We start from the raw sequence: 22460 nt of genomic DNA, 5'->3' as shown, positions 1-22460 counted from the left end.
CGGCTGTGCGGCGTCAGCTCCCGAAAAGCTCGAACGCGACCGCGGGACGGCCACCGAAGCGGGGCGCCGCCATCTGCGTCATGCCGGTGAGGAACGCGCGGCAGTACTCCTCGGGGGCCTGGTCCGTCAGACCCTCGATGTAGAGCCGGTGCTCCAGCAGCGAGGCCACGGACCGCTCGAGACCGGGGCCCGCGTCGACCGCGTGGGTCGGCCTCTCCGACCCCGCGACGGCCACCCAGCGCACACCGTCCCACGGCTCGAGCCCCTGCTCGGAGATCAGCTCGGGAAAGATCCAGCGGTTGCCCGCGTCGGCGGCCGCGTCGAGTGTCGCCCGGCCGACGGCACGGTGGTCGGGGGTGTTCCAGGCGGTACCGCCCCAGGTGTCGCGGTGGTTGAGCGTGATCACCAGCTCCGGCCGGTGCCTGCGGATGGCCGCCGCGATGTCCCGCCGCAGCGCGGTCCCGTACTCGATCACGCCGTCCTTGTGGTCCAGGAACTCCACGGTGGAGACACCGACGACGGCCGCACTGGCCCGCTGCTCCCGTTCGCGCAGCGGCGCACACTCCTCGGGGGAGATGCCGTCGATCCCGGCCTCGCCGCGCGTGGCCAGCAGATAGACGACGTCGCGGCCCTCGTCGGTCCATGTCGCGACGGCCGCCGCGCAGCCGTACTCGAGGTCGTCGGGGTGGGCGACGACCGCGAGCGCGCGCTGCCAGTCGGCCGGCATCTCCTGGAGCTGTTCGGTCTTGGGATCAGTCATGTCCCGCAGGATACGGATCCCTGATCCTGTGTCAGAGCTCCTGCCGGGCGAGCGCCAGCAGCCGGTCCAGCACCCGGGGCCCGCTCGCCCGCACTCCGTCGTGCTCGAACTCGTCGGTGACCCAGCTCCGCAGTCCGCGCACGGCACGGGCGGTGCGCAGCGAGTCGGCGGTGTCGACGTACATGTCGTCGTGGTAGACGGCCGCCGCGACCGGCACCTCGTTGGCCGCGAGCCGCGCGGGATCGTAGAGCGGCGCCCAATCGGCACGGGCGGCCAGCAGTTCGGCCGTCTCGCGCAACGGGCGGAGGGCCGGGTCCACCTCGAAGTGCCAGGGGTGGATGGTCTCGCCGGTGAACAGCACCGGCTCGTCGCCCGCGAGCGCCGTCGCCGCGTCGAACTCCGGGAACTCGGCGCGCACCCGCTCGGCGGCCCAGTCCGTCGGTCGCCCGCCCTGGGCGTAGATGGCCTCGTGGAGCACCGCGTACAGCGGATGCGTGGCGAAGGACAGGACCGGGCGTACGCCTTCCTGGAAGGCGTCGGAGAGTTCATGGCCGGCGGCCGTGCGCACGAAGGCGTTCTCCAGCAGGTAGTGCAGCTGGTGGCTGCCGTCCCCGCTGCCCAGCAGGATGCCGAGGGACTGGAACGCCTCGACGGTGAGGGTGTAGCCGCCGGGCAGCCGCGCCGGGCGTTCGGCGAGGTGGGCGGCGATGCGCCGGGCGCGCTCCACGTCCTGCGGATAACGGGCGTAGTGCGCCTCGGCCTTGCGTCGGATGCGCGGGTACGCGGCCCGGTAGACGTCGTCGGCGTGGGCGTCCAGGGAGGGCAGACCGCCGGTGATCAAGGCGGTGGCCAGTCCTTCGGGGGCGGTCGACAGGTAGTGGGTGACGCAGAACCCGCCGAAGCTCTGGCCGAGCACGGTCCAGGGCGCTCCGCCGGTGAGCCGCTGCCGGACGCTCTCGCAGTCGCGGACGATGCTGTCGGCACGGAAGAGCGCGAGGTGGCCGGCCTGGGCCGCCGGTCCGCCCCGCTGCGGAAGCGTCTGCCGGCTCTGGGGTGTGGAGCGTCCGGTGCCGCGCTGGTCGAGCAGCAGTACACGGAAGTCCTGGACGGCCCGCCCGAGCCAGGCCGGCTTTCCGACGAAACGCCGCACCGCGTTGCCGGGGCCGCCTTCCAGATACACCAGCCACGGCCGCGAGTCGTCCGCGTGGGCCGCGGCAACGACCTCCCGGCCGTAGAGCTCGATCTGCTCGCCCGAGGGATCGTCGTGGTCGAGCGGAACGGTGAAGTGATGGTCGGTGAGGACGACCCCCGGCTGCCGATAGCTGGCCACTGCTGCTCCTGTTCCTGTGCGCCCCCGCCCGTCCAGTGGATCACAACGGCCGGGCGGGGACGTCCACGGGGACGGGATCAGCCGGCCCGGGTCCCGAAGACGGCGCCGGAGCGGCGGTCGTCGGAGCGGCGGTCGTCGGAGCGGCGGTCGTCGGAGCACGGTGTGGCGCGCCGTGATGCCAGGGGGCCGCCGCCTCAGGGGTGGGGAGCTGTTGGTTCGTTAGATCACTCTTGTGAGTGATAGTGCACTTTGATGAGTGTTGTTACCTTCGGATGTATGAACCTCAAGGAGTGGGCGAAAGCGCAGGGTGTGCACCCGCAGACCGCGTATCGCTGGTTCCGTGAGGGGACGTTGCCGGTACCGGCGGTTGGGGGTCCCCCCGGACGGAGTCTGGGGGAGGGTCGGTCCGCGCACGATCCTGGTGAACATCGAGGCCGCCGCAACGCCCGAGGTGGTCGGCGGTGTCGGGCTGTATGCCCGTGTGTCCTCCCACGACCAGAAGGACGATCTGGCCCGTCAGGTGACGCGCCTTTCGGAGTGGGCGGCCAGGGCCCGGTACCGGGTGGTGCGGATCGAGTCCGAGACCGGTTCGGGCATGAACGGCTCCCGCGCGAAGGCGTGTCGGCTGCTGGCTGATCCGGACGTGACGACCGTGGTGGTGGAGCACCGGGACCGACTTGGCCGCATGAACGTCGAACTCGTCGAAGCCGCCCTGTCTGCCACCGGCCGCCGTCTGGTGGTTCTGGATGACAGCGAGGTCGATGACGACCTGGTGCAGGACATCGTGGACGTGCTGGCGTCGGTCTGCGCCCGCCTGTACGGCCGCCGCTCGGCGAAGAACCGCGCCCGCAAGGCCCTTGAGGCGGCCTAGCATGGCTGAGCCGAAGAAGAAGCAACTGCGTGCCATCGCCACGCCGTTCGTTGCCCTCGGCCCGTCCGGTGTGGCGGTACGCGACCGGCTCAAGCACCTCAGGTCCGAGGACGAGAAGGTGTTGCACCTGGTCGGCGAGCATCTGGAGAGTCTGGCCTCGTCGGACCTCAAGGCCCGGTGCGCGGACGGCAACGGCCACGACGAGGACAGGTGGGCGGCCCGTAAGCAGGGCCTGACGGCCCAGTCGTCTTCCCGCTGGGCCAGGAGCATCACGAAGGCCACTCACGATCAGTGGGCGCTGTCGCGTCGCTGTCAGCTCGCGCACATCCAGGGCCTCGAGGCCGGTGTGCGCACGTTGATGTACCGCCTGTCGCAGCCTGTCGGGGAGAAGGGCACCAAGAAGGCGCCGGGTGGTTACCGGTCGAAGGGCGAGTGGTTCCAAAAGTCCCGGCGCCTGCACACCCTGGAGCGCCGTCTCGATGCGGCTCGCGCCGACCGGGAGGCAGGTGTCGTGCACGTCGTGCGGGGCGGGAAGAAGTTGGCCCGCAACCGTCACAACCTCCAGGCCGCCCAGCTCACGGAGCTGGAGTGGCGCCAGCGATGGGAAGCGGAGCGCTGGTTCCTCGCCGCCGATGGAGAGTCCGGCAAACGCTTCGGGAACGAGACGATCCGTGTCGCTCCTGGCGGCGAGGTCTCCATCAAACTGCCCGCGCCGCTCGCTCACCTGGCCAATGCGCCGCGCGGCCGGTACGTCCTCGCCTCCAAGGTGCAGTTCCAGCACCGTGGCGACGAGTGGCGAGACCGCATCGGCGGCAACCGCGCCGTGGCCTACCGCATCCACTACGACGCAGCGCGGGGCCGCTGGTACCTCACCGCTGCCTGGTCCCGCCCGGTGGTGAAGACGATCCCGCTGGAGGCGGCCCGTGCCCAGGGCGTGGTCGGCGTGAACACGAACGCGGACCACTTCGCGGCCTACCTGCTCGACCCGCACGGCAACGCGGCCGGCGAACCCAAGCGGTTCTTCTCCGACCTGGCCGGCACCGCCGACCACCGCGACGCGCAGATCCGGCACGCCATCATCCGCCTGCTGCACTGGGCCAAGAGGTGCGGCGTCAAAGCGATCGGCATCGAGGACCTGGACTTCGCGCAGGACAAGACCCGCGAGAAGCACGGCCGACGCAAATGGTTCCGTCAGCTGATCTCCGGCATGCCGACCGGGAAGCTCAAAGCCCGGCTGGTGTCGATGGCCGCCGAATACGACCTCGCGATCGTCGCCGTCGACCCGGCGTATACGTCGATGTGGGGCGACCAGCACTGGCGCAAGCCCCTGACCAGCGACAAGCGAAAGATGTCCCGTCACGATGCCGCCGGCATCGCGATCGGGCGACGCGCCCTCGGGCACCCGATCCGGCGACGGACGGCACCGCCCCACAACGACCAGAGCGATCGTCGTGGGCATCGGACCGTCCAGGCCGATCGTGGTGCACGGGGGCGTGAGGAAACCCGCCCCCGCATCCCCGGACCACGGACACGATCCGTGCAACCGGACGCGGAGCGAAAGCGGGCGACCAGGGCACCCAAAACCGTTCGGGATACCCGCAGTGACCAGGTATGGGTGCAAGACTCACTCCTGCCCACTGATTAGGAACGGTCAGCCGTCCCCCTTCTTCTCACGAGCCATCTCGAGCCAGGTCCCCGCTGCGATCCCCGCCTGCTGGTCGAGTTGCCAAGCGGCCTGAAGGCAGTAGAGCCCCGGAGGTCCGATCCTGCCGAACAGGGTGCGTGCCGGTACGAGTTCAGCGAGTTGAGTGGTGAGCCGCCCCACTTCGAACCGGGCATCGGCATGTTCACCGTTCCTCAGCTGCGCGAGGACATCGAGGGAGTCACTGCCTCCCTCCCTGGCCTTCCAGAAGTCCCGCACCCCTTCGATTTCCCACTTCTCGGGAAGGAGCTCCCTCAGACTCCAGCCGAGTGCACGATCGGAGACGGCCGCGAAGACGGCATTGGTACACACCTCAGCCGCCTTGCCGAGGGGAACGTCCGGTACGTCCTGCGCGGAAGCAGCCTTCTCCTGCTGCCTCGTCATCTCAGCGGTCTGCTCACGGAAGGCCTTCTGGGCCTTTGCCCGCTCCCCCCGCGATCCGGTGGGGTCGCCCAGTGCCGGCAGCAACGAGGCGGCCCGAGCTGTGGCGCTCGCGAGCGCCTGCTTCTGCTCCTGAGGCGTCTGCGGGTCGGCGATCGTCTCCGCTGGACCGCCCAACTCCCCTGCCGGCCTCGCCAGCCAATGCCGTCGCGGCTCCAGGCTCTCCTCCAACGCGGCAGTCATCCGGTTGAGAATGAGATCCGCTTGCGCCCGCAGCTCGGACGGAGCACCGGAGTCCCACATCACGCTCAGGGCCGAAGTCGCCTGCTCCACCGCCGCGATGATGCCGGCCCGCAACTCGGGCGGCACCGTCGGGCCTTGACTGCCTTCCAGCACGGAGGCCACCTGCTGCACAATCACAATCAGACGTTCCCGCAACTCAGGAGGCGTTTCCGGGTCGTCTATGACCATCAGCGCCGAGGTCACCCGCTGGACGGTTTCGGTGACCTCTTCGCGTTCCTGCGGTGACGTCGCCGGTTCCTCCGCCGCCTCGAGCGTGGCAGTCAGCTGCTGCACAGCCGGTTCCAGTTCCTCAGGGACGTGCCTCCCCAGCTCGGCCAGATCTGCCGTTGCCTCTTCCATCTCCTCCCTCTGTTTCGCGAGCTGTTCGGCCACCGGTTCGCCCGGCTCCCCAGAGCCCGACGGCAGATCGGAGTCCGGCGACTCCCGTGGCGTGGACGTGTCACCCGGCGCGGACGTGTCACCCGGCGCGGTGGTGTCGCCCGGCGTCGGCGGAGCCGTCGGGCGTGTCTCCGCAGGAGGCGTCGTAGGCCCCGGCGGAGGCGTGTCGTCCGGAGGCGGCGGCGGGGGCGGCGTGGGCTGTGCGGGAACCGCCGTCATGGTCACGCTGCCCGTTCCTGGAGCTGCCGCAGCGCTCGCCAGGCTTGCCGGCAGCGCGAGCAGGGCGGCCACGGCCGATACCCCCAGCGTGCGGAAGAGATTTCGCCGGACAACTGTGCCCATGATCGTTCCAGCTGCGCTTCTCGGTTGTGTCGGCCTGTCCGTCGCGGAGGCGCCTTGAGAGAGGACCGCCGCCACGGGATTCTGCGACTCTCAGTGCAATAGACGATCTGATTCCACTCTTTACCCGTGTGGCGCAATGCGCAACGCCACCACCGCGCCCCGGGATCAGCCCGGACCTCCACACGCTCCGAAGGCAGCGGCGACGGTCCGCCGGAGTTCGGCGACCTGCGCGGACAAGGCAGTTGCCATTTGCCGCGACTTGTTGAACAGGTGAGCATGTGCTCCATGTAGCCGGGCCGCACGAACAGCTGTCGGCACTATCCGACGGAGCGCCGCGCTCGGCCGTCCGGTGGGTCTCGTACGCACCGGTCGAGACGGTCGAGTCAGTTGCCGTCCGCTTTCAGCAGCTCGGCGAAGGGAACAGCGGCCATGGCTTCGGCCACGGCAACCCCGTATCTCTTCCTTTCCCGTTCGTCCTCCTCGGCCACCTCCTTGCTGAAGCCAAGAGCATCCCGGGGTTCGTACGACAGGACATATGACTGGATGTCGGCACCGGATCCGGTCCACCCGTAGTACGACGTCACAAACCGAGGTCTGCGGGTCACGTTGATGATGTTGTTGTTGTGAAGAACCCTGCCCCGATTGATGATGTGGTCGTCGCATTCACTGGGATGGCAATAGAATTTCCCGTTCTTGTGCCAGGAATAATGCGGGGTCGCGAACTCCTCGTCGATCCTGCCGCGGTCCTTCCATGAGGGTCATGACCAAGTCGGCCTCAATCACGTCGTACTCGGCAGACTTGGGCAGTTGAACGACCCTCTCCTGGACGTACTGCTCACCGGGCTCCAGCCAGTTGCCCGGCCCGTAGAACCGCGCGGCGCCGATCGCCTCCCGGGTGGGAGACTTCACATAACGCCCGACCTTCGACCCGTCCGACCCGGCGTCCATCGTCTTTCTCCACTCCAGGAGCCCGCCGCCGTCGCTCGAGTACTCGACAGAAACCCCGTAGATCCAGTAGCCATCGCTGATGATGTAAGCCGGAATTTGTCCGGAGTTCCGAGCCCGGAAGGTCACCGGGAGGTGGATGACGGGCTGTTTCGCGTCCATTCTCGGAGTTCCGAATTTCACATTCAGATCGAAGAGGACCGGGGCGGACGTCGGTTGATAGAGGGTGGAATACGCCAGGTTGGCGGTGGCCAGAAGCGTCGTGACCGTCACTCCCGCAGCGAATTGCTTGGGGTAGGGAACACCCTGCCACGCCTTTTTTCGGATAAGCAACTGGAAGGCCCATAGGGACCAGCACCAGAGCGGAAGGTACGTCAGTACGTAGGGCGTGTACTCGCGCTCCTGGAGCCACATGAAGAGCAGCAGGCCATTGGTGGCCAGACCGACGAACGTCCCCAGCAGGATCAACGCTCCGGAGAATTTCAACTGTCGCTTTCCCCAGTAATCGAGCACCGCCGGCGCAGCCACGCCCTGCACCACGCCCGCAAAGGCGAACAGAAATCCAGTGACACGCCCCGCGAAAGTCAGCGCCCCGATGGCGTCCGGCATCCCGACGGCAACAAGAAGGGCCATGGAGCCCAGGAGGCCCGCCATCATGAGCGTGATGACCGAGCGCCTCCACCAGGTGCGGTCGGGCCACGTCCCGCTGCCCCCACCGCTCCACAATATGGATGACCGGTCTTCCACATCGAGGTCTGCCGGGTAACCGAGACGGCTGAGGACCCTTCGCAACCCCCGAAGTGACCAGGCGCTGCCCACCGTCTTGCCGCCGACAGCGATCTCGCGCAGGCCGCGGCTGTCCGGTGGCCCCACAACCACCCTGGGTCTGTTCATGGGGCCACGATCAGATTCGCCCGGGGTGCGTGCAAACCAGGTTGGACCGTCCAGCGCAGCACGAGGAGTTCCCGCCGGCCCGCCCCTCGGCCGTCCCGTCCGGCCTTCGGGCGGTACTTGCCCAGCCACGGCCGCCCGTGTTGATCTGCTCACCCATCCCGTACGGAAGGCGGCCCCATGGCCCTGTTCGATCTGTCACTCGCCGAACTCCGCGAATACCGCAGCCTCTCCCCCGAGCCGGAGGACTTCGACACGTTCTGGACGAAGACGCTCGAGGAGGCCCGCGACCATGACCTCGACGCCCGCTTCGAACGCGTGGAGAGCGGTCTCACCTCGGTCGAGGTCCACGACGTGACCTTCGCCGGCTTCGGCGGCCACCCGGTGAAGGGATGGCTGATACTCCCCGCCGGCGCGCACGAATCACTGCCTCTGGTCGTCGAGTTCGTCGGCTACGGCGGTGGCCGGGGACTGCCGCACACGCATCTGCTGTGGGCGTCGGCCGGCTTCGCGCACTTCGTGATGGACACCCGGGGCCAGGGCAGCGGCGGGTCCACGGGGAACACGGCGGACCCGGTGGGCAGTGCGCCGTCGTATCCGGGCTTCCTGACACGGGGCATCGAGGACCCGCACGAGTTCTACTACCGCCGGGTGTTCACCGACGCCGTACGCGCGATCGAGGCGGCCCGTTCGCACCCGGCCACCGACGCCTCCCGCACCGCCGCGGTCGGGGGGAGCCAGGGCGGCGGAATCGCCCTGGCCGCCGCCGGTCTCGTACCGGATCTCGCGGCCGTCGCCCCCGACGTGCCGTTCCTGTGCGACTTCCCGCGCGCCACGACGCTCACGGACCGCGACCCGTACCGGGAGGTGGGCAACTATCTGAAGATCCACCGGGGACGCACCGAGCAGACGGCGCGGACGCTCGCCTACTTCGACGGGGTGCACTTCGCGGCGCGCGGTCGCGCGCCGGCGCTGTTCTCCGTGGCGCTGGAGGACCAGACCTGCCCGCCCTCCACGGTGTTCGCCGCCTTCAACGCGTACGCACACGAGGACAAGCAGATCGAGGTCTACGACTTCAACGACCACGAGGGCGGCGGCCCGTTCCAGCAGGCCGCACAACTGCGCTGGCTGCCGGCGCGGCTGACGGCCTGACTGTCCGACCGATTGATGGTCTGACCGCCCGACCATCGGCCGCGCCACGGGGTGCGGCTCTTGACCCTGTGTCCCGGGGCAGCCTACGTTGGTCGATGGAAAGCGCTTACTAACCGCACGTGGAGCGGCCGCGCCGCGCGACCGAAGGAGAACAGTGGTGACCACGCGGGACACGACCGCGGCCGTCGGCCACGACGGTCTGCCCGGCGGGATCGGTGTGTCCCGGCTGCGGGTCTACGACTGGCCGGGCGCCGACGGCCTGCGGGGCGGCACGCCTCACGTCCATCTGACCTGTTCGGAGGGCTACGCCGTGACCGGCGGCCGGGGCGCGGTGCAGACCCTGACCGCCTCGGGGTTCGAGCAGACGCCCCTGGCCCCGGGCGCGCTGGTCTGGTTCACACCGGGCACGATCCACCGCCTGGTCAACGAGGGCGATCTGACCATCGTGGTGCTGATGCAGAACTGCGGTCTCCCGGAGGCGGGGGACGCGGTGCTGACCCTGCCGCCGCGTCTGCTCACGGACGCGGATACCTACCGCGCCGCCATCGCCCTGCCCGAGGGCGGATCGGAGGAGGAACTGGAGCGGGCGGCCCGCCGCCGCCGGGACCTGGCCCTCGAAGGCTTTGCCGCGCTGCGCGAGGCGGCGGAGGCCGGGGACCCGGGGCCCCTGGCAGCCTTCCACCGGGCCGCCGCGGCCCTGGTGCGGCCCTTCGTCGGCGCCTGGCGCGGGCGCTGGCGGGAGGGCGCGGCCGCAGCGTCGGCCGCGACGGGCGCACAGCTGGACGGGCTCGAACGGGGTGACGCCGGTCATCTGTCGCGGGCGCGGGTGCGGGCCGAACTGCCTTCCGCGCGGGGGCGTTACGGCATGTGCGGCCGCCTCGACGTCTATGAGACCGGCTGACCGGGTCGCTCGTCCGCGTCAGCCGGTCGGCCCATGAGTCGGTCGGTCAGTGCTCCCGTGAGCCGGTCGCCCGTGAGCCCGTGAGCCGGTCGGTCACTGCGCCGGACGGCCGGGACCCCCGGGTCAGCGGCGGTGCGGCAGACGGTGCAGTTCGACGTCCGTCAGCCGGCCTCCGGAGACCCGGGCGGTCATATAGGTGCAGTGGGGCTGCCGTCGGCGGTCGGTCGGCGAGCCGGGATTGAGCAGCCGCAGCCCGGCAGACGCCGTGGTGTCCCAGGGGATGTGGCTGTGTCCGAACACCAGCACATCGAGTTCGGGGAACCGCTCCGCGCAGCGGCGTTCGCGCCCCTGGGCGGGGCCGGTCTCATGGACGACCCCGAACCGCACTCCGCCGAGCTCGGCCAGTGCCACCTCCGGCAGCCGGGCCCGCAGCTCGGGCCCGTCGTTGTTGCCGTACACCGCGAGGAGACGCGCGGACCGGGATTCGAACAGGTCGAGGGTCGCGGCGTCGATCCAGTCCCCGGCGTGGATCACCACGTCCGCCCGGCGCACGGCATCCATGAGTTCCGCAGGCAGTCGGCGTGCCCGGGCGGGCACATGGGTGTCGGAGGTCAGCAGCAGCCGCATGCCCCCACGATGCGCCGTGCGGCGGCCCTGCGCAGCCGTTCCACGACCGGCGGGGAAACTTTCCGCCGTACCGCACGAAGTCGTAGGCATACCCGTTTGGCGGGGCGGGCACGCGAAGGATGAGCGCTCGCCACCCGGCCCACCCCCCTGGCCGGCAGCGAGGCGTCGCGGCCCCGTCCTCGTCCCCCCGGAGGCGGGGTCGCTCTCTGTGCCGCCCGTCGCCGTGCGCTCCGGACTCCCACGTCTCGAACCGGGCGCCTCACGGGCTCCGCGAGGCCGTCAGGGCGGCGTGTCCTCCTCCGGCAGCACCGGGTGGTCCGGGTGCCCCGGCGTCCGGCGGGCCGCTCGCATCTCGGCCTCGTAGAGATGGCCCTGTCCGTCGGCGAGTTCCTGCCTGATCTCCTCCTCGGTCCGGGCGAAGGGCCGGTAGTACGTCGCGTCGTACGCCTCGACGATCTGGAAGGTCCAGTGTCCCGGGATGACGTTCCGCCCCACGATCTCCTGCTCGACCCGGTCCGCCTGAACCGTGTGACCGGCCTGCCGCAGCAGCCGCACGGCCTCGTCGAGCTGAAGGTCCGCAGTGCCCGTCAGCTGGTGGAAGGAGTACAGGTGGCCGCGTGCCCGCTCCGTCGTCTCCAGTGCCTTCGACAGAGCCCCCAGGGCCGCGACGGTGGTGTCGCTCATGCCCTCGGGGCGCCGGGGGACGGGGGGCGGCTCGTACCGCGCTGGTCTCTCCTGTTCACCGCTCACTCCTCGCATGTCCCCGCGCAGCCGCCGGGCATACGCCGCCCTTCGAGTGATCGGTGCGGCGTTCCGGGCACGCGGCCACCGAGGGGGAAACACGTAGTTCATGGCGTTCCGGTGGAATCGGGGCCCGATCCGGGTACCCGCCAGGAACCTGCCGCCGGCGGACCGCCCGGCCGTCGGCGGTCCCTCGAGACGGCCCGGCAAGGGCCGGAAGGACAGGTGACATCAGTGACCGCACCTGCGCAGTCACAGCGGGACGAAGGGCAGCGCGTGGGGGTTCGGGCCTATGCGGACGCCGAGGCGGCGGAGCGGGACCTGCCCGCGCTGTTCTCCGGCGGCGAGCATCCGCCCGAATACCGCGCCGGGGTGTCCGCGGGATACGCCTGGGCCCTCGGACGCGACGCCAGGGCGCCCGTCACCGGAGCCGGCGCGAAGGGCGTCCCGGACATGGAACTCCTGACCGCGGAGATCGACGCCGCGGTGGTACGGGAGGACGAGGCCGCGGCCGATCCCGTCACCCGGGACTACGTCCGCGGTGCGCACGCGGCCCTCGCCTGGCTCTGCGGTTTCAGCGACCGGCGCGTGTAGGACCATGCGCACGTGTAAGACCGTGCGCGTGCATGACCGTGTGAGACGGCTTCCGGCTCATACACTCGCCGTCCGTCGGGCCGTCACCGGCAGCTCGTGGGCCTGGTGTCCTCCGCTGGCCAGCATCCGTACCTCGCCGCGGGCACTGATCTCGGCACGAACGATTCCGGTCTCGTCCTCGTAGATCGGGCTGCCTCCCGCTCCTGCCTGGTCGGTGCGCCGGACCACGACCACGTCGTCCACGGCCGACGCCTGGAAAATGAGCTCGTAGCTCTCCGGGTAGTCCTCCATGACCGCCTCCCGGGCGCTGTGCGCGACCGGGAAACGCATGTCGGCCGCGCGGCGCCCTACCTCCATCGTGACTCCTGTCCGGGCGCGGCGCCTGTGCTGCCCGCCTCCTCGTGGGCCCCGGCGGCCCGGCCCTGTGCGTCTGCCGCGCGGAAACGGGTTTGGGCGGACCTGCCCGCCCATGGAAGGGTGACCGCGTGACGACGAACGCGGAAAAGGGCGGGGAGCAGCGGCTGCTCTACGGCTGCATGGGACTGGGCGGAAGCTGGGACACCACACCCCACGGTGCGGCGGACATCGCAGCCGCAGAGGCAGCGGTCGAGGCGGCACTCGACAGTGGGATCACGACCTTCGACCATGCCGACATCTACCGGCACGGAAAGGCCGAGGCCGTCTTCGGTGAGGTCCTCGCCCGCGCACCCGGTCTGCGTGAGCGCATCGTCCTGCAGACGAAGTGCGGCATCCGGCTCGCCGACGGCGACCGCCCGGGCATCTACGACCTGCGGGGCGGCAGCATCGTCCGGCGCGTCGAGGAGAGCCTCGGCCGCCTGCGCACCGACGTCCTCGACGTGCTGCTCCTGCACCGGCCGGACCCGTTGGCGGACCCGGAGGACATCGCCGACGCCCTGACGTCGCTGCACCGCCAGGGGCTGGTGCGCAGCTTCGGGGTGTCCAACATGAGCGCCGCGCAGATCTCGACCCTGCAGAGCTGTCTCGGTCTGCCGCTGGTCGCCAACCAGCTCGAGATGAGCCTCCACCGGCGCGACTGGCTCGAAGCCGGTGTTCTGGTCAACACCCACGAAGCCGCCGCGAACGGCTTCCCGCTCGGGACGCTGGAGCACTGCCGGGCGAACGGTGTCCGCCTGCAGGCCTGGGGCGCCCTCGCCCAGGGACGCTTCACCGGCCGGCAGGAGACGCCGGCGGAGCGGGCGACGGCGCAGCTCGTCACCTCGCTCGCCGAGGCGAAGGGCACCACGCCGGAGACGGTCCTGCTGTGGTGGCTCCAGCGGCATCCGGCACGGATCGCGCCGGTCATCGGCAGCGCGCGGCCCGACCGTGTCCGCGCCTGCGGCGACGCGGCGCGGCGGGAACCCGAGCTCACCCACGAGGAGTGGTACCGGCTCTGGATCACCGCGCGCGGCGCCGCACTTCCCTAGCCGCCACGGCCCGACCGCGCGCCGGCGGGGACACTCCACCGACGCCGGACACGCCGTCGAGCCGCGCACCGCATCCCGCCGGGCGCGTACGGAAGACGCCGCCGCGTCCAGCGACGGCGGGCACGAGGCGCGCGTCCCCCAGGCACCGTCGACTGGCCCACCACGTCTCCGCCAGACCCAGTCGGGAGACGCGCCGCGTCCCCCAGGCGCCGTCGACGGGCACGCCACCACGTCTTCGCAAGCGCCGTCGAAGGTCGCGCCGCGTTTCCGCGGGCGCAGGCCCCGGCTGCACCATGCCCCCGGGCGCGGGCAAGACGCGTGCGCGTCCCCGGACGTCGAAGGGCGCGCCGCGTTCCGAGAAGCGCCGTTGAGGGGCGCGCCGCGTTCCCGCAGGCGCGGGTGAGAGGCACGCGCGAGTCGCCGGGCGCCGTCGGGGGGCCGCCGCGTTCCGAGAAGCGCCGTCGGGAGACGCCGCACCCCTCAGGCGGGAGCAAGTGACGCACCGCTTCCGGCGGCGACGTTCCGTGGCGGTACGGGCCCGGCGGGGTCCGACGTCTGCGCATCGGGCGGCCGGCTCGCTGCCGGGCCGGCGGACCAGCTGCGGGCGATGCGCGGGGCCGGTGACGTTTGGGGCGGGGAGCAGTGGACAGGCGATCAACCGAGCCATGACGTCGGATGCACCTGGGATGTGAGTTCCATGGCTGAGAAGAAGAAGTCCCGCGCGAAGGCGGAACAGGCCAAGGGCAAGGCGAAGGAAGCCGCGGGCCGCGCCGTCGGCAACGAGAGGCTGGAGGCCGAGGGCCGGACGGAGCAGGCGAAGGGCGACGCCCGGCAGGCCAAGGAGAAGGCCAAGGACGTCTTCCGCCACTGACGCGCGCACAGCGCCGGGCCCGTTGCGACGACGCAACGGGCCCAGCCCCGTGTGCGCGGACCGCCGGCGCGGCCGGCCTCGCGCGTTCCGGGGCGCCCTCGCCTGCCAGGTCGGTCGCGCATCCGCGACGGCAGTGTGACGCTGGAATCATGAGCTGGGCGTCATGGACAACTCGCAATGTCTACACAGGGCGTGGCGGTGCGCTCACGGAGGAGACCGGTGTGATGACCGGGAACCTCACGGTCCACACCACCTGGGCCGACGGCACCGCACAGGTCGCTCTGCAGTTCACCGGCGCGACCGACTGGTTCACGATGACGGGCAGCCCCACGCCCTGTCCCTCCGAGGAGGCGAGCCGGGCACTGCACGACGCGGTGGTGCAGGCGGTCCGGAACGGTGCCGGGGCGGTGGTCCCCTCCTGGGCGCCGCAGGAGGGAGCCGGGCCGTGAGCAGGACCGGCCGTCACCTCCGGCGCGGCCACGTCGCGCCGAGGCGTGTCGGGATGTGCCCCGTGGGGCAGACCGGGAGAGCGGCGTCCGGCGCGCGCCGGACTTCCCCGCCCGCCTCGTGGGCACGCCCGGTGGGGACCGGGCGTCCCTGTGCGGCCCCTCCCGGAAGTGGCCGGCACGCGGCCGCGTTCGACGATCTGGAGGATGCACAGTGCAGGACATGTGGGTCTACCCGGCCGACAGCGGCTACGCTCCGGCACGGGACCTGACCGGGTTCACCGTGGAGGCACCGGACGGGGTGCTGGGCCGTGTCGACCGGCAGTCCGACAGGCAGGGGATGCAGCACTTGGTCGTCGACACCGGGGCGTGGGTCTTCGGACGGAGCGTACTGGTCCCCGCCGGCTTCGTCCGGCGGATCAACCCCAGTGAGCGGACGGTCACGGTGGTGGCCACCAAGGACCAGATCAAGAACGCTCCCCGGTTCACCACAGACAGTCAGACGGCGGACAGCGCCTATCTCGCCGACGTGGCCCGCTACTACGCCGGACTCGGCCTCGCGGACCCGTCCGCTCAGTGACCGGACGTCCACCACCCCGGTCCGCAGGGCCTGAGGCCATGAGCCGCCGGTCCGGCCGGGCCCAGCCGCATCCGGCCCGGGCCCGGCCCCATCCGGCCCGGGTCCTGTTCCTGGGCCGGACCCCGTTGTCAGCGGCTGCGGCGGGCGGCACGCCGCTTCAGCCTGCGTCGTTCGGTTCCGTTCGTACCTCCCCAGATCCCGAGGTCCTGACCTGCCTCCACCGCCCATCGCAGACACGGCTCCCGCACCGGGCAGCGGCCGCAGACGGCCTTGGCCTCGGCCTCCTGCATGAGCGCCGGTCCGGTGGTTCCGATGGGGAAGAAGAGGTCGGGGTCCTCGTCGCGGCATGCCGCGTCGTCACGCCAGTCGTCCATGTGCTCCTCGCAACAGTCGTGGAAGGTAAGGGTGTTCAGGTGCTGTTCTGCCGGGTGACCGCCTCGCGTACGCCGAAACGGGTCCGGACACGGTGGGACACGGCCGGGGTGCCGACGGGCCCGGTGCCGGCGGCCCGGTTCACGCTTCCCTGTCCTGTCCCGGAACGCCTGACGGGGTCCGAGCGTTGAGGAAGTGAGCGCCGTCGGCGCGCACGACGTCCAAAGAACGACATGAGAAGAAGCCGAGGTGGCACCAGTGGCAATGTGGGACCGGATCAAGGACCAGGCCAAGAACCTGCAGCAGTCCCAGGGCGCCCGGAGCGCGGTGGGCGGTCACGGAGCCGGCTCGCGTCCCGCAGGAGGCTCGCGTTCAGGGGGAGGCTCTCGCGCCCAGTTGGTGAACACCTTGAAGACGCAGCTGACTTCGTTGAAGACGGAGCTGAAGAGCGGGGCCTTCCGGGACGCCAGCATGGCGATGTGCGCGCTGGTCGCGGCCGCCGACGGGCATGTGGACGCGGCGGAGCGGCAGCATGTGGAGTCCCTGATCCTGGGCAACGACGTCCTGCAGAACTTCCCCGCGGACCAGTTGCGCCAGCGGTTCAACAAGCACGCCGACCGGCTGTCGGCCAACTTCCTGCTGGGCAAGGCGGAGGTGATGCAGGAGATCGCCAAGGTCGCCAAGAAGCCCACGGAGGCCAGGGCGGTCGTCCAGACCGGCATCGTCATCGCCGGGGCCGACGGATATGTCGAGCCGGCGGAACTGGAGATCATCCGGGAGGTCTGCGCGACGCTGGGCCTGTCCCCCACGGAGTTCGGCATCTGAGGACACGTGCTGACGCCTGCTCACGGCCTCCATCCGAGGCCGTGAGCAGCCTAGGCACCCCGACGCGCCCGGCACCCCGACCCACCCGAAGGTCAGATGCGGTGCGGCGTCTCCCGCGCCGCGGTGCGGTGCACCGCGACAGGGCCGAACGTGACGCTGGTCCGGGAGCCGTCGTCGGACCAGCGGACCTCGACGCGGTCACCGTCCACGGTCACCTCGTCGACGGCGCCCGCGAGGACCCCGCGGTCCTGCCCGGCGGTGAGCGTCGCCAGTGCCGCGTAGACCGCCGTCCCCTCCGCCGGTGCCGTCAGCCGGGGCAGCACCGCCCGTGGTGTGTACGCCGTCCCCTGCGGGGCCGGTACCTCGTCCTGTTCGCGCCAGCCGAGCAGCGGACGCAGCGCCGAGTGCAAGGGGTCGCCGGGACCGGTCGCCCAGCCCGTCTGCTCGACCGCTGCCCCTGGCGGGGCGCCGAGCACCCGGTGCACGCGCAGCTCCAGCGGCCCGTGTGCGACGGTGACGCTCTCCACCCGCAGCCCGGGGACCATGGGCGGACCGGAAGGGAACACCGGCCGGTGCCACGAGGCCGCCCAGCCCCAGCCGTCGCCGCCGCCCGCCCCCAGCGGGTGGATGCGCCGGCGGACGCTGCGCGCGCCGTCGACCACGACGGCAAGGTGGTTGTCCGCCGTGTCGGCGGCCGTGGTCGGGCCGGTCCGGGTGGAGTACGCCTGGCGGCCGTAGAGCGGATCGTCCTCGGCGGCCGACTCGCCCTCGTGCGGCCGGACATGGTCGCTGCCGTGGTTGTGCAGACGGACGATCCCGTCCTCGCGGGTGCTCTGGATCAGCAGTCCGGGCGCGGGCAGTGCCAGTACCCGGTCGGGTCCCTCGCTCGGGGCGGCCTCCTCGGTGGCGGTCCACAGCGGATGTCCGGCCGGCGCCAGCAGGCAGACGAACGCCTTCGACGCCCAGTAGGGCGAAGCCGGACCGGAGTAGTTCTGCAGCGTCGCCTCGTGCGGGCCGTGCCAGCCGAGCCCGAGCAGGCCGTCCGGTCCGACGGCGCCGCGGTCGAGGAAGTACCGCAGCGTGCCGCTGATCAGTCTGCGGGAGACACCGGGTGCGAGAGGCGTGTGGCCGGTGACGGCACCGAGCCCGACGGCAGACGCGGCGGCGAAGCGGTAGGTCAGGGAGCGCCCGAAGTGGACCGGCGCGCCGTCCGCTCCGAAGAGCAGCCCGAAGCTCTCCAGGTGCTCACGCAGCCGCGCTCCGTACGGGCCCGTCCCGGCGCTGCCGAGCAGGTCGTCGAGCACCGGATACAGGTGCAGGGCCCAGCCGTTGTAGTGGTCGAAGGCCCGGCCGTCGCCGTCGGCGTACCAGCCCTGGCCCCGGTACCAGGTCTCCAGCAGGCCGAGGGCCCGTTCCCTGGCGCGGGCGGTCTCCGCGTCGCCGCGCCCGACGGATTCCAGGAACCCGGCCACCGTGTACGGGAAGAGGTACCAGTTGTTCGGCGAGGGCACATGGCGCAGGGCGCCGCGCAGCCACTCCTCCGCCCGGTCCTGGACGTCCTCGTCCAGCCGGTCCCACAGCCAGGGGCGGGTCATCCGCAACCCGAGGGCCACGGAGGCGGATTCAACCATCGGCTGGCCGGCGACGTCGTGGCCGAGGATCAGCGGCCACGACTCGGTGTCGTCCCGGCCGGGGGTGCGGGTGCCGGCGGCGAGTCCTTCCGCGTACCGCTCCAGACGGCCGTGCGGGTCCTTGCCCCCGGCGCCCGCCACCAGGAACCCGGCGGCGAGGAAGGTGCGCGCATAGCCTTCGAGGCCGTCGGAGCGGACGCCGGACACCGAGGGCCGTCCGGGCAGGGCGAGCAGCGCTCCGCGCGGCGTGGCCCACTGCCAGGCGGCGGTCAGCAGACCGTCGGCAGCGGCCTCCCAGTGGTCGCGGGTGTATCCGGTGTACGGACTCTTGGCGCGGTCGTCGCCGGGGAGTCGGAGGGTGTTCATGCGAGATGGGCCAGCCTTTCGCGTCGCACGGGGTGGGCGAATCCGCCGCCGGAGGCCCAGCGGCGGATCTCGGCGACGGCCAGGCCGGTGAGCCGGCCCCACTCGTTGCCGAGTGAGCCGGCGAGGTGCGGGGTGATCGTGACGTTGTCGCAGGTCCACAACGGGTGGTCGGGCGGCAGCACTTCGGGGTCGGTGACGTCCAGGACGGCCCGGACACGGCCCTGTGCGGCGGCCTCGGTGAGGGCGTCCTGGTCGACCACGGCGCCGCGTGCGGTGTTGACGAGGACCGCGTCGGGCCGCATGGCGCCGATCAGTTCACGGCTGACGAGACCGCGGGTCGCGGGCAGCAGCGGTGTGTGGACGCTGACGACGTCGCTGCGGGTGAACAGTTCGCCGAGGGAGACGGACCGCGCGCCGAGCCCTGCCGCGTCCTCGTCGGTGACGTAGGGATCGTGCAGCAGCAACTCGAAGTCGTAGGGCCGCAGCAGTTCGAGCACGCGACGTCCGGTCAGGGAGGCGGACAGGATGCCGACGGTCCGGCCGTAGTTGCCGACGTCGCGCGGCGTGGCGAGCAGGTCGGGCCGTCGGCGCTCGGCGCGCAGCCACCGGGCGCTCTCCAGGGCCCGTTTGCCGCTGAGCAGGATCATGGCGACGGTGTACTCCGCGACCGGAAAGGCGTTCGCCGCGGCGGCGGAGGAGACCTCGATGCCGCGTTCCCAGCACGCTTCGGTGATGTGCCCGCGTACGGAACCGGCGGTGTGGACGACGGCGCGGAGCCGGGGGGCCGCGTCGAGTACGGGGGCGTCCAGCGGCGGGCAGCCCCAGCCGGTGACCAGCATCTCGACGTCGGCGAGGACGTCCCGCGCCCGCTCGGTGGTGAGGTCGTCGAGGGTGGCTTCCTGCGCGAGGTCGCAGACCTCGCGCAGGGCGGCCCTGGCGGCGGGGTCGAGCACCGCGGCGGCCGCGTCGGCCGCCATGGCGAGTGCGGCACGGGGGCGGCGGCCCGACGGACCGGGTGCGGCGGTGGTGCGGGGCATCTCTCTCCTGGGAGGTGTCGTCGTGAGGGGCCGCGCTGTGGGCGGGGCCGCCGGCCGGGTCGACCGGAAGTCGTTCTGCGGCGGAGGTCCGGACACCGGCCATCCTGATCGACTGACCGGATTGCGGTCAACAGATCAATCAAAGGATAGAAAGCGGTCAAACGAACATTCACGGCTTCCGGGCAGATCCACGGGCCTTCAACTCCGGCAGCAGTTCGACCCGACGCACCCCGCCGCCCCCTCCCGCCAGCCGGTGCACCAGCAGCTCCGCCGCCACCCGCCCCACCTCGGCCTTCGGCGGAGCGACAGCGGTCAGCGGAGTACTGCCGAAGGCGGCCACCACGTCGTCGTACGCCACGACCGAGCAGTCCTGCGGCACCCGGACACCGCTGTCCGCGAGCTGCTGGACCAGCATCAGCGCGTCGACATCGCCGTGGAGCACGGCGGCGGTGGCGCGCCGCTCTTGCAGGAGGGCGGCGAGGCTCGCCGACCCGGTCCGCCGGTCCTGCTCCGGGCCGGCGGCCGCGCCACCCCCGTCCGGGGAGCCGACGGGACCGGGAGCGCTGAGCATCACCGTCCAGTCCTCGATCTCCTCGCGGTCCCGGGCGATCTCCGCGAAGGCGGACCGCAGGGTGCGGGCGGTGGGGCTGTCGTCGCGGGCCGCCAGCACGATCCTGCGGTGCCCCAGCGACACGAGGTGCTCGACGGCGAGATGCATGCCGTACCAGTGGTCGGAGCAGACCGAGTCCATGGCGTGCAGTGCGCTCCCCCGCCGCGGCCTGCGCTCCATCACCACGGTCGGCACACCCAGCCGGGCCAGCCAGGCGTAGTCCGCCTCCTCCTCGGCCGCGGTGCTCCACCGCGGGGCGATCAGCAGGCCGCCGGCCCCGTCGGCCAGCGCCCTTTCCACGAGGGGACGCTCGGCGCCGGCGGCCTGCGCAGCGATGTGCAGGGCCACGCGCAGCCCGGCCTCCTCGAGCACCGTTCGGGCGCCGTGCATGGTCTCGTACAGATACGTGTGCCGCTCGGGGACGACCAGGGCCACCGCCGCACTCGCGGGGGCCACCGGACCCGCGGGCCCGGGCGGCCGTTCCACGGCCTCGAGCGAGCGGGCCACGCCGTGGCCGCGCCGGAGCCGGCCGGCCCGGGCCAGTTCCTCGACGTCCCGGCGGACGGTCACGACGGAGACCTCGAGCTCGGCGGCGAGGTCGGCCACGCGCACCGAACCCCTGGACCGCACCACCGCGAGAATCCGCTGACGTCTCGCATCGCTCGGCTCCCGCATGCCTGGCCCTTCCGTGCGCGCGTCACGCGCTGTTCGTTTGACCGTTTCGCAGGAGCATACCGATCACAGTGGGGGAGCCGGTCGCCCCGGCAGACCGCGCCGGCGCCCCCGTCCTCGGGACGGGGGCGTCAGGTCTCCGGAGCCCTGCGGCAGGTCGGCAGGGGCATCCCTGGGGTCCCCAGGGATGCCCCGCCGGCGGCTCAGCCGGGGGACTCCTCGGGTGCCGGGGTTCCGGGGCCGCTCGCTTCGGGCGAGCCGCGGCGACCGGTTCCGGCCTCGTCGGCCTCGGGCACGTCTTCCCCGGTCCCGCCCGTCTCCCCCGTCCCGCCGGGCTTCCCCGCGTCGGCGCCCGTCCCGGCCCGCCGGTCGGCCTCCTCCTCCCCCTTCCGCGTCTCCTCCGCACCGGCCTGCTGATCGGGCATGTCCCGCGGCAGTGGGTTGTCGCTGTCCTCGAATCCCTCCGGGCGGTAGTCGTCGCTCATGGCGGCCTCCCTCGTGACGTGGTTCGCGGCATGGCCGGGCACGCCTCGCGGGTACCCCCGCGGCCCGGCGCCGACACGGCGGCGACCGCACACCCACGGCCGAGCGCCTGCCACCGTGTACAAAAAGGCCATGCGAGCCATCACAGCCAACCGCTACGGCGGCCCTGAGGTTCTCGAGCTCACCGAAACCGACGACCCCAAGATCGCGCCCGACGCCGTCCTGCTGCGCGTGAAGGCCGTCGGCGTGAATCCCGTCGACTGGAAGATCGTCGCCGGCCATCTCGACCCGATCATGCACGTCCACTTCCCGCTGATCCCCGGCTGGGACGTGTCGGGTGTCGTCGAGGCCGTCGGCCTGGACGCGACGGAGTTCTCCGTGGGCGACGAGGTCTGCGGGTACGTGCGCAAGGACGAGGTGCAGCACGGCACGTTCGCCGAACTGGTCGCCGCTCCGGTCCGCACACTGGCGCCCAAGCCCGCCTCCCTGACCTGGCAGCAGGCCGCGGGCCTGCCGCTGGCCGGCCTCACCGCCCACCAGTCGCTGGCGCGGATCGGCGTCACCGGCGGCGACACGGTCCTGGTGCACGCCGCCGCCGGCGGTGTGGGCGTCTTCGCCGTACAGATCGCCGTGGCACGCGGCGCACGGGTCATCGGCACGGCGAGCGAGCGCAATCACGAGTTCCTGCGCTCCCTGGGCGCGGAGCCCGTCGTCTATGGAGAGGGCCTCGCCGACCGCGTACGGGCGCTGGCACCCGGCGGCATCACCGCGGCCGTCGACTACGTCGGCGGCGACGCGGTGGAGGTCTCCCAGCGGCTGCTCACCGACCCGTCCCGGGTCGCGTCCATCGTGGCCCCCTCGGTCACCGGGCGCGGCGGGCACCATGTGTGGGTGCGGCCCAGCAGTGCCGATCTCGCCGACCTGGGACGGCTCGCCGACACGGGCGCTCTCACCGTGACCATCGACACTGCGCTGCCCCTGGCCGAGGCGGCGGAGGCCTTCCGGCTGAGTGCGGCCGGCCGGGCCCGCGGCAAGATCGTCCTCGACGTCGCCTGAACAGTCGGCGCCGCCCGAACGCACGACACCGCATGGACACTTGACGTCGCCCGAACGCGTGACGTTCCCCGAACAGGGAACAGCGGGCAGCACCGATCTATCGTGGGACGCATCGACAGAAGTGGCGATCAACAGGTCGGAACGGACA

At 71.6% G+C, this 22460-nt stretch carries 23 protein-coding genes and 1 pseudogene; 11 read left to right on the top strand and 13 right to left on the bottom strand.

What is annotated here, in order from left to right:
• Positions 1–13 precede the first annotated feature (13 nt).
• Positions 14–760 carry a PIG-L deacetylase family protein gene (locus tag OGH68_RS34445; RefSeq protein WP_264249434.1) on the bottom strand — a complete coding sequence of 249 codons (747 nt, stop codon included), beginning with the start codon at positions 758–760 and terminating at the stop codon, positions 14–16.
• Positions 761–791: 31 nt separating this feature from the next.
• Entirely contained in the window at positions 792–2090 is a 1299-nt protein-coding gene (locus OGH68_RS34440) for an alpha/beta hydrolase (protein WP_264249433.1), read from the bottom strand.
• 276 nt (positions 2091–2366) lie between these two features.
• Here OGH68_RS34440 and OGH68_RS34435 point away from each other — a divergent pair.
• Positions 2367–2961, top strand: a pseudogene (locus tag OGH68_RS34435) (IS607 family transposase).
• Between the two features lies 1 nt (position 2962).
• On the top strand, positions 2963–4606 hold the full coding sequence (locus tag OGH68_RS34430; RefSeq protein WP_264249432.1) for a transposase: 1644 nt from the start codon (positions 2963–2965) through the stop codon (positions 4604–4606).
• A 6-nt stretch (positions 4607–4612) separates the two neighbouring features.
• Here OGH68_RS34430 and OGH68_RS34425 read toward each other — a convergent pair whose 3' ends face one another.
• From OGH68_RS34425 to OGH68_RS34415, 3 genes are all read right to left on the bottom strand, one after another.
• Positions 4613–5719: a hypothetical protein gene (locus tag OGH68_RS34425; RefSeq protein ID WP_264249431.1), complete on the bottom strand. Its 1107-nt coding sequence runs from the start codon at positions 5717–5719 to the stop codon at positions 4613–4615.
• 731 nt (positions 5720–6450) lie between these two features.
• A complete protein-coding gene (locus tag OGH68_RS34420) occupies positions 6451–6672 on the bottom strand; it encodes a hypothetical protein (RefSeq protein WP_264249430.1) in 222 nt (73 codons plus the stop codon).
• A gap of 58 nt (positions 6673–6730) precedes the next feature.
• Positions 6731–7906, bottom strand: coding sequence for a hypothetical protein (locus OGH68_RS34415; RefSeq protein WP_264249429.1), 1176 nt, complete (start codon positions 7904–7906; stop codon positions 6731–6733).
• 177 nt (positions 7907–8083) lie between these two features.
• On the opposite strand from OGH68_RS34415, the gene OGH68_RS34410 reads away from it, so the two are divergent.
• Both OGH68_RS34410 and OGH68_RS34405 read left to right on the top strand, forming a co-directional pair.
• Positions 8084–9055 (top strand): acetylxylan esterase, encoded by a 972-nt coding sequence (locus OGH68_RS34410; protein ID WP_264249428.1) that lies wholly within the window; start codon positions 8084–8086, stop codon positions 9053–9055.
• Between the two features lie 157 nt (positions 9056–9212).
• Positions 9213–9956, top strand: a complete 744-nt coding sequence (locus OGH68_RS34405; protein ID WP_264249426.1) for a cupin domain-containing protein — start codon at positions 9213–9215, stop codon at positions 9954–9956.
• 123 nt (positions 9957–10079) lie between these two features.
• Here OGH68_RS34405 and OGH68_RS34400 read toward each other — a convergent pair whose 3' ends face one another.
• A complete protein-coding gene (locus tag OGH68_RS34400) occupies positions 10080–10583 on the bottom strand; it encodes a metallophosphoesterase family protein (RefSeq protein ID WP_264249425.1) in 504 nt (167 codons plus the stop codon).
• A gap of 279 nt (positions 10584–10862) precedes the next feature.
• Positions 10863–11267 (bottom strand): hypothetical protein, encoded by a 405-nt coding sequence (locus OGH68_RS34395; protein ID WP_264249423.1) that lies wholly within the window; start codon positions 11265–11267, stop codon positions 10863–10865.
• Between the two features lie 291 nt (positions 11268–11558).
• Between OGH68_RS34395 and OGH68_RS34390 the strand changes: the two genes are divergently transcribed.
• Entirely contained in the window at positions 11559–11918 is a 360-nt protein-coding gene (locus OGH68_RS34390; RefSeq protein WP_264249422.1) for a hypothetical protein, read from the top strand.
• Positions 11919–11975: 57 nt separating this feature from the next.
• Here the strand turns inward: OGH68_RS34390 and OGH68_RS34385 are convergent, their stop codons facing one another.
• Positions 11976–12275 carry a DUF6296 family protein gene (locus OGH68_RS34385; protein ID WP_319020262.1) on the bottom strand — a complete coding sequence of 100 codons (300 nt, stop codon included), beginning with the start codon at positions 12273–12275 and terminating at the stop codon, positions 11976–11978.
• Between the two features lie 128 nt (positions 12276–12403).
• Between OGH68_RS34385 and OGH68_RS34380 the strand changes: the two genes are divergently transcribed.
• From OGH68_RS34380 to OGH68_RS34365, 4 genes are all read left to right on the top strand, one after another.
• Positions 12404–13363 carry an aldo/keto reductase gene (locus tag OGH68_RS34380; RefSeq protein ID WP_264249421.1) on the top strand — a complete coding sequence of 320 codons (960 nt, stop codon included), beginning with the start codon at positions 12404–12406 and terminating at the stop codon, positions 13361–13363.
• Between the two features lie 697 nt (positions 13364–14060).
• Positions 14061–14234 (top strand): CsbD family protein, encoded by a 174-nt coding sequence (locus tag OGH68_RS34375; protein ID WP_264249420.1) that lies wholly within the window; start codon positions 14061–14063, stop codon positions 14232–14234.
• A 149-nt stretch (positions 14235–14383) separates the two neighbouring features.
• On the top strand, positions 14384–14683 hold the full coding sequence (locus OGH68_RS34370; protein ID WP_264249419.1) for a hypothetical protein: 300 nt from the start codon (positions 14384–14386) through the stop codon (positions 14681–14683).
• Between the two features lie 220 nt (positions 14684–14903).
• Positions 14904–15260: a PRC-barrel domain containing protein gene (locus tag OGH68_RS34365; RefSeq protein ID WP_319020286.1), complete on the top strand. Its 357-nt coding sequence runs from the start codon at positions 14904–14906 to the stop codon at positions 15258–15260.
• Positions 15261–15388: 128 nt separating this feature from the next.
• Here OGH68_RS34365 and OGH68_RS34360 read toward each other — a convergent pair whose 3' ends face one another.
• Complete coding sequence (locus OGH68_RS34360; protein ID WP_264249417.1) at positions 15389–15634, bottom strand: WhiB family transcriptional regulator; 246 nt, start codon at positions 15632–15634, stop codon at positions 15389–15391.
• A gap of 256 nt (positions 15635–15890) precedes the next feature.
• On the opposite strand from OGH68_RS34360, the gene OGH68_RS34355 reads away from it, so the two are divergent.
• Complete coding sequence (locus OGH68_RS34355; protein ID WP_264250424.1) at positions 15891–16457, top strand: tellurite resistance TerB family protein; 567 nt, start codon at positions 15891–15893, stop codon at positions 16455–16457.
• A 92-nt stretch (positions 16458–16549) separates the two neighbouring features.
• Here OGH68_RS34355 and OGH68_RS34350 read toward each other — a convergent pair whose 3' ends face one another.
• The 4 genes from OGH68_RS34350 to OGH68_RS34335 all read right to left on the bottom strand — a co-directional run bounded on the left by OGH68_RS34350 (position 16550) and on the right by OGH68_RS34335 (position 21258).
• Entirely contained in the window at positions 16550–18454 is a 1905-nt protein-coding gene (locus OGH68_RS34350; protein ID WP_264249415.1) for a DUF2264 domain-containing protein, read from the bottom strand.
• Positions 18451–19491, bottom strand: a complete 1041-nt coding sequence (locus OGH68_RS34345; protein WP_264249413.1) for a hydroxyacid dehydrogenase — start codon at positions 19489–19491, stop codon at positions 18451–18453. Before OGH68_RS34345 ends, OGH68_RS34350 begins: the two co-directional genes overlap by 4 nt.
• A gap of 169 nt (positions 19492–19660) precedes the next feature.
• Positions 19661–20776: a substrate-binding domain-containing protein gene (locus tag OGH68_RS34340; protein ID WP_264249412.1), complete on the bottom strand. Its 1116-nt coding sequence runs from the start codon at positions 20774–20776 to the stop codon at positions 19661–19663.
• 200 nt (positions 20777–20976) lie between these two features.
• A complete protein-coding gene (locus OGH68_RS34335; protein WP_264249411.1) occupies positions 20977–21258 on the bottom strand; it encodes a hypothetical protein in 282 nt (93 codons plus the stop codon).
• 130 nt (positions 21259–21388) lie between these two features.
• Here OGH68_RS34335 and OGH68_RS34330 point away from each other — a divergent pair, with 130 nt between their 5' ends.
• Positions 21389–22312, top strand: a complete 924-nt coding sequence (locus tag OGH68_RS34330) for an NADP-dependent oxidoreductase (RefSeq protein WP_264249410.1) — start codon at positions 21389–21391, stop codon at positions 22310–22312.
• Positions 22313–22460 lie beyond the last annotated feature (148 nt).

Origin of the sequence: Streptomyces peucetius (assembly GCF_025854275.1) — a bacterium.
Taxonomy (GTDB): Bacteria; Actinomycetota; Actinomycetes; order Streptomycetales; family Streptomycetaceae; genus Streptomyces; species Streptomyces peucetius_A.
This window is presented reverse-complemented; position numbering and strand designations above follow the sequence as displayed.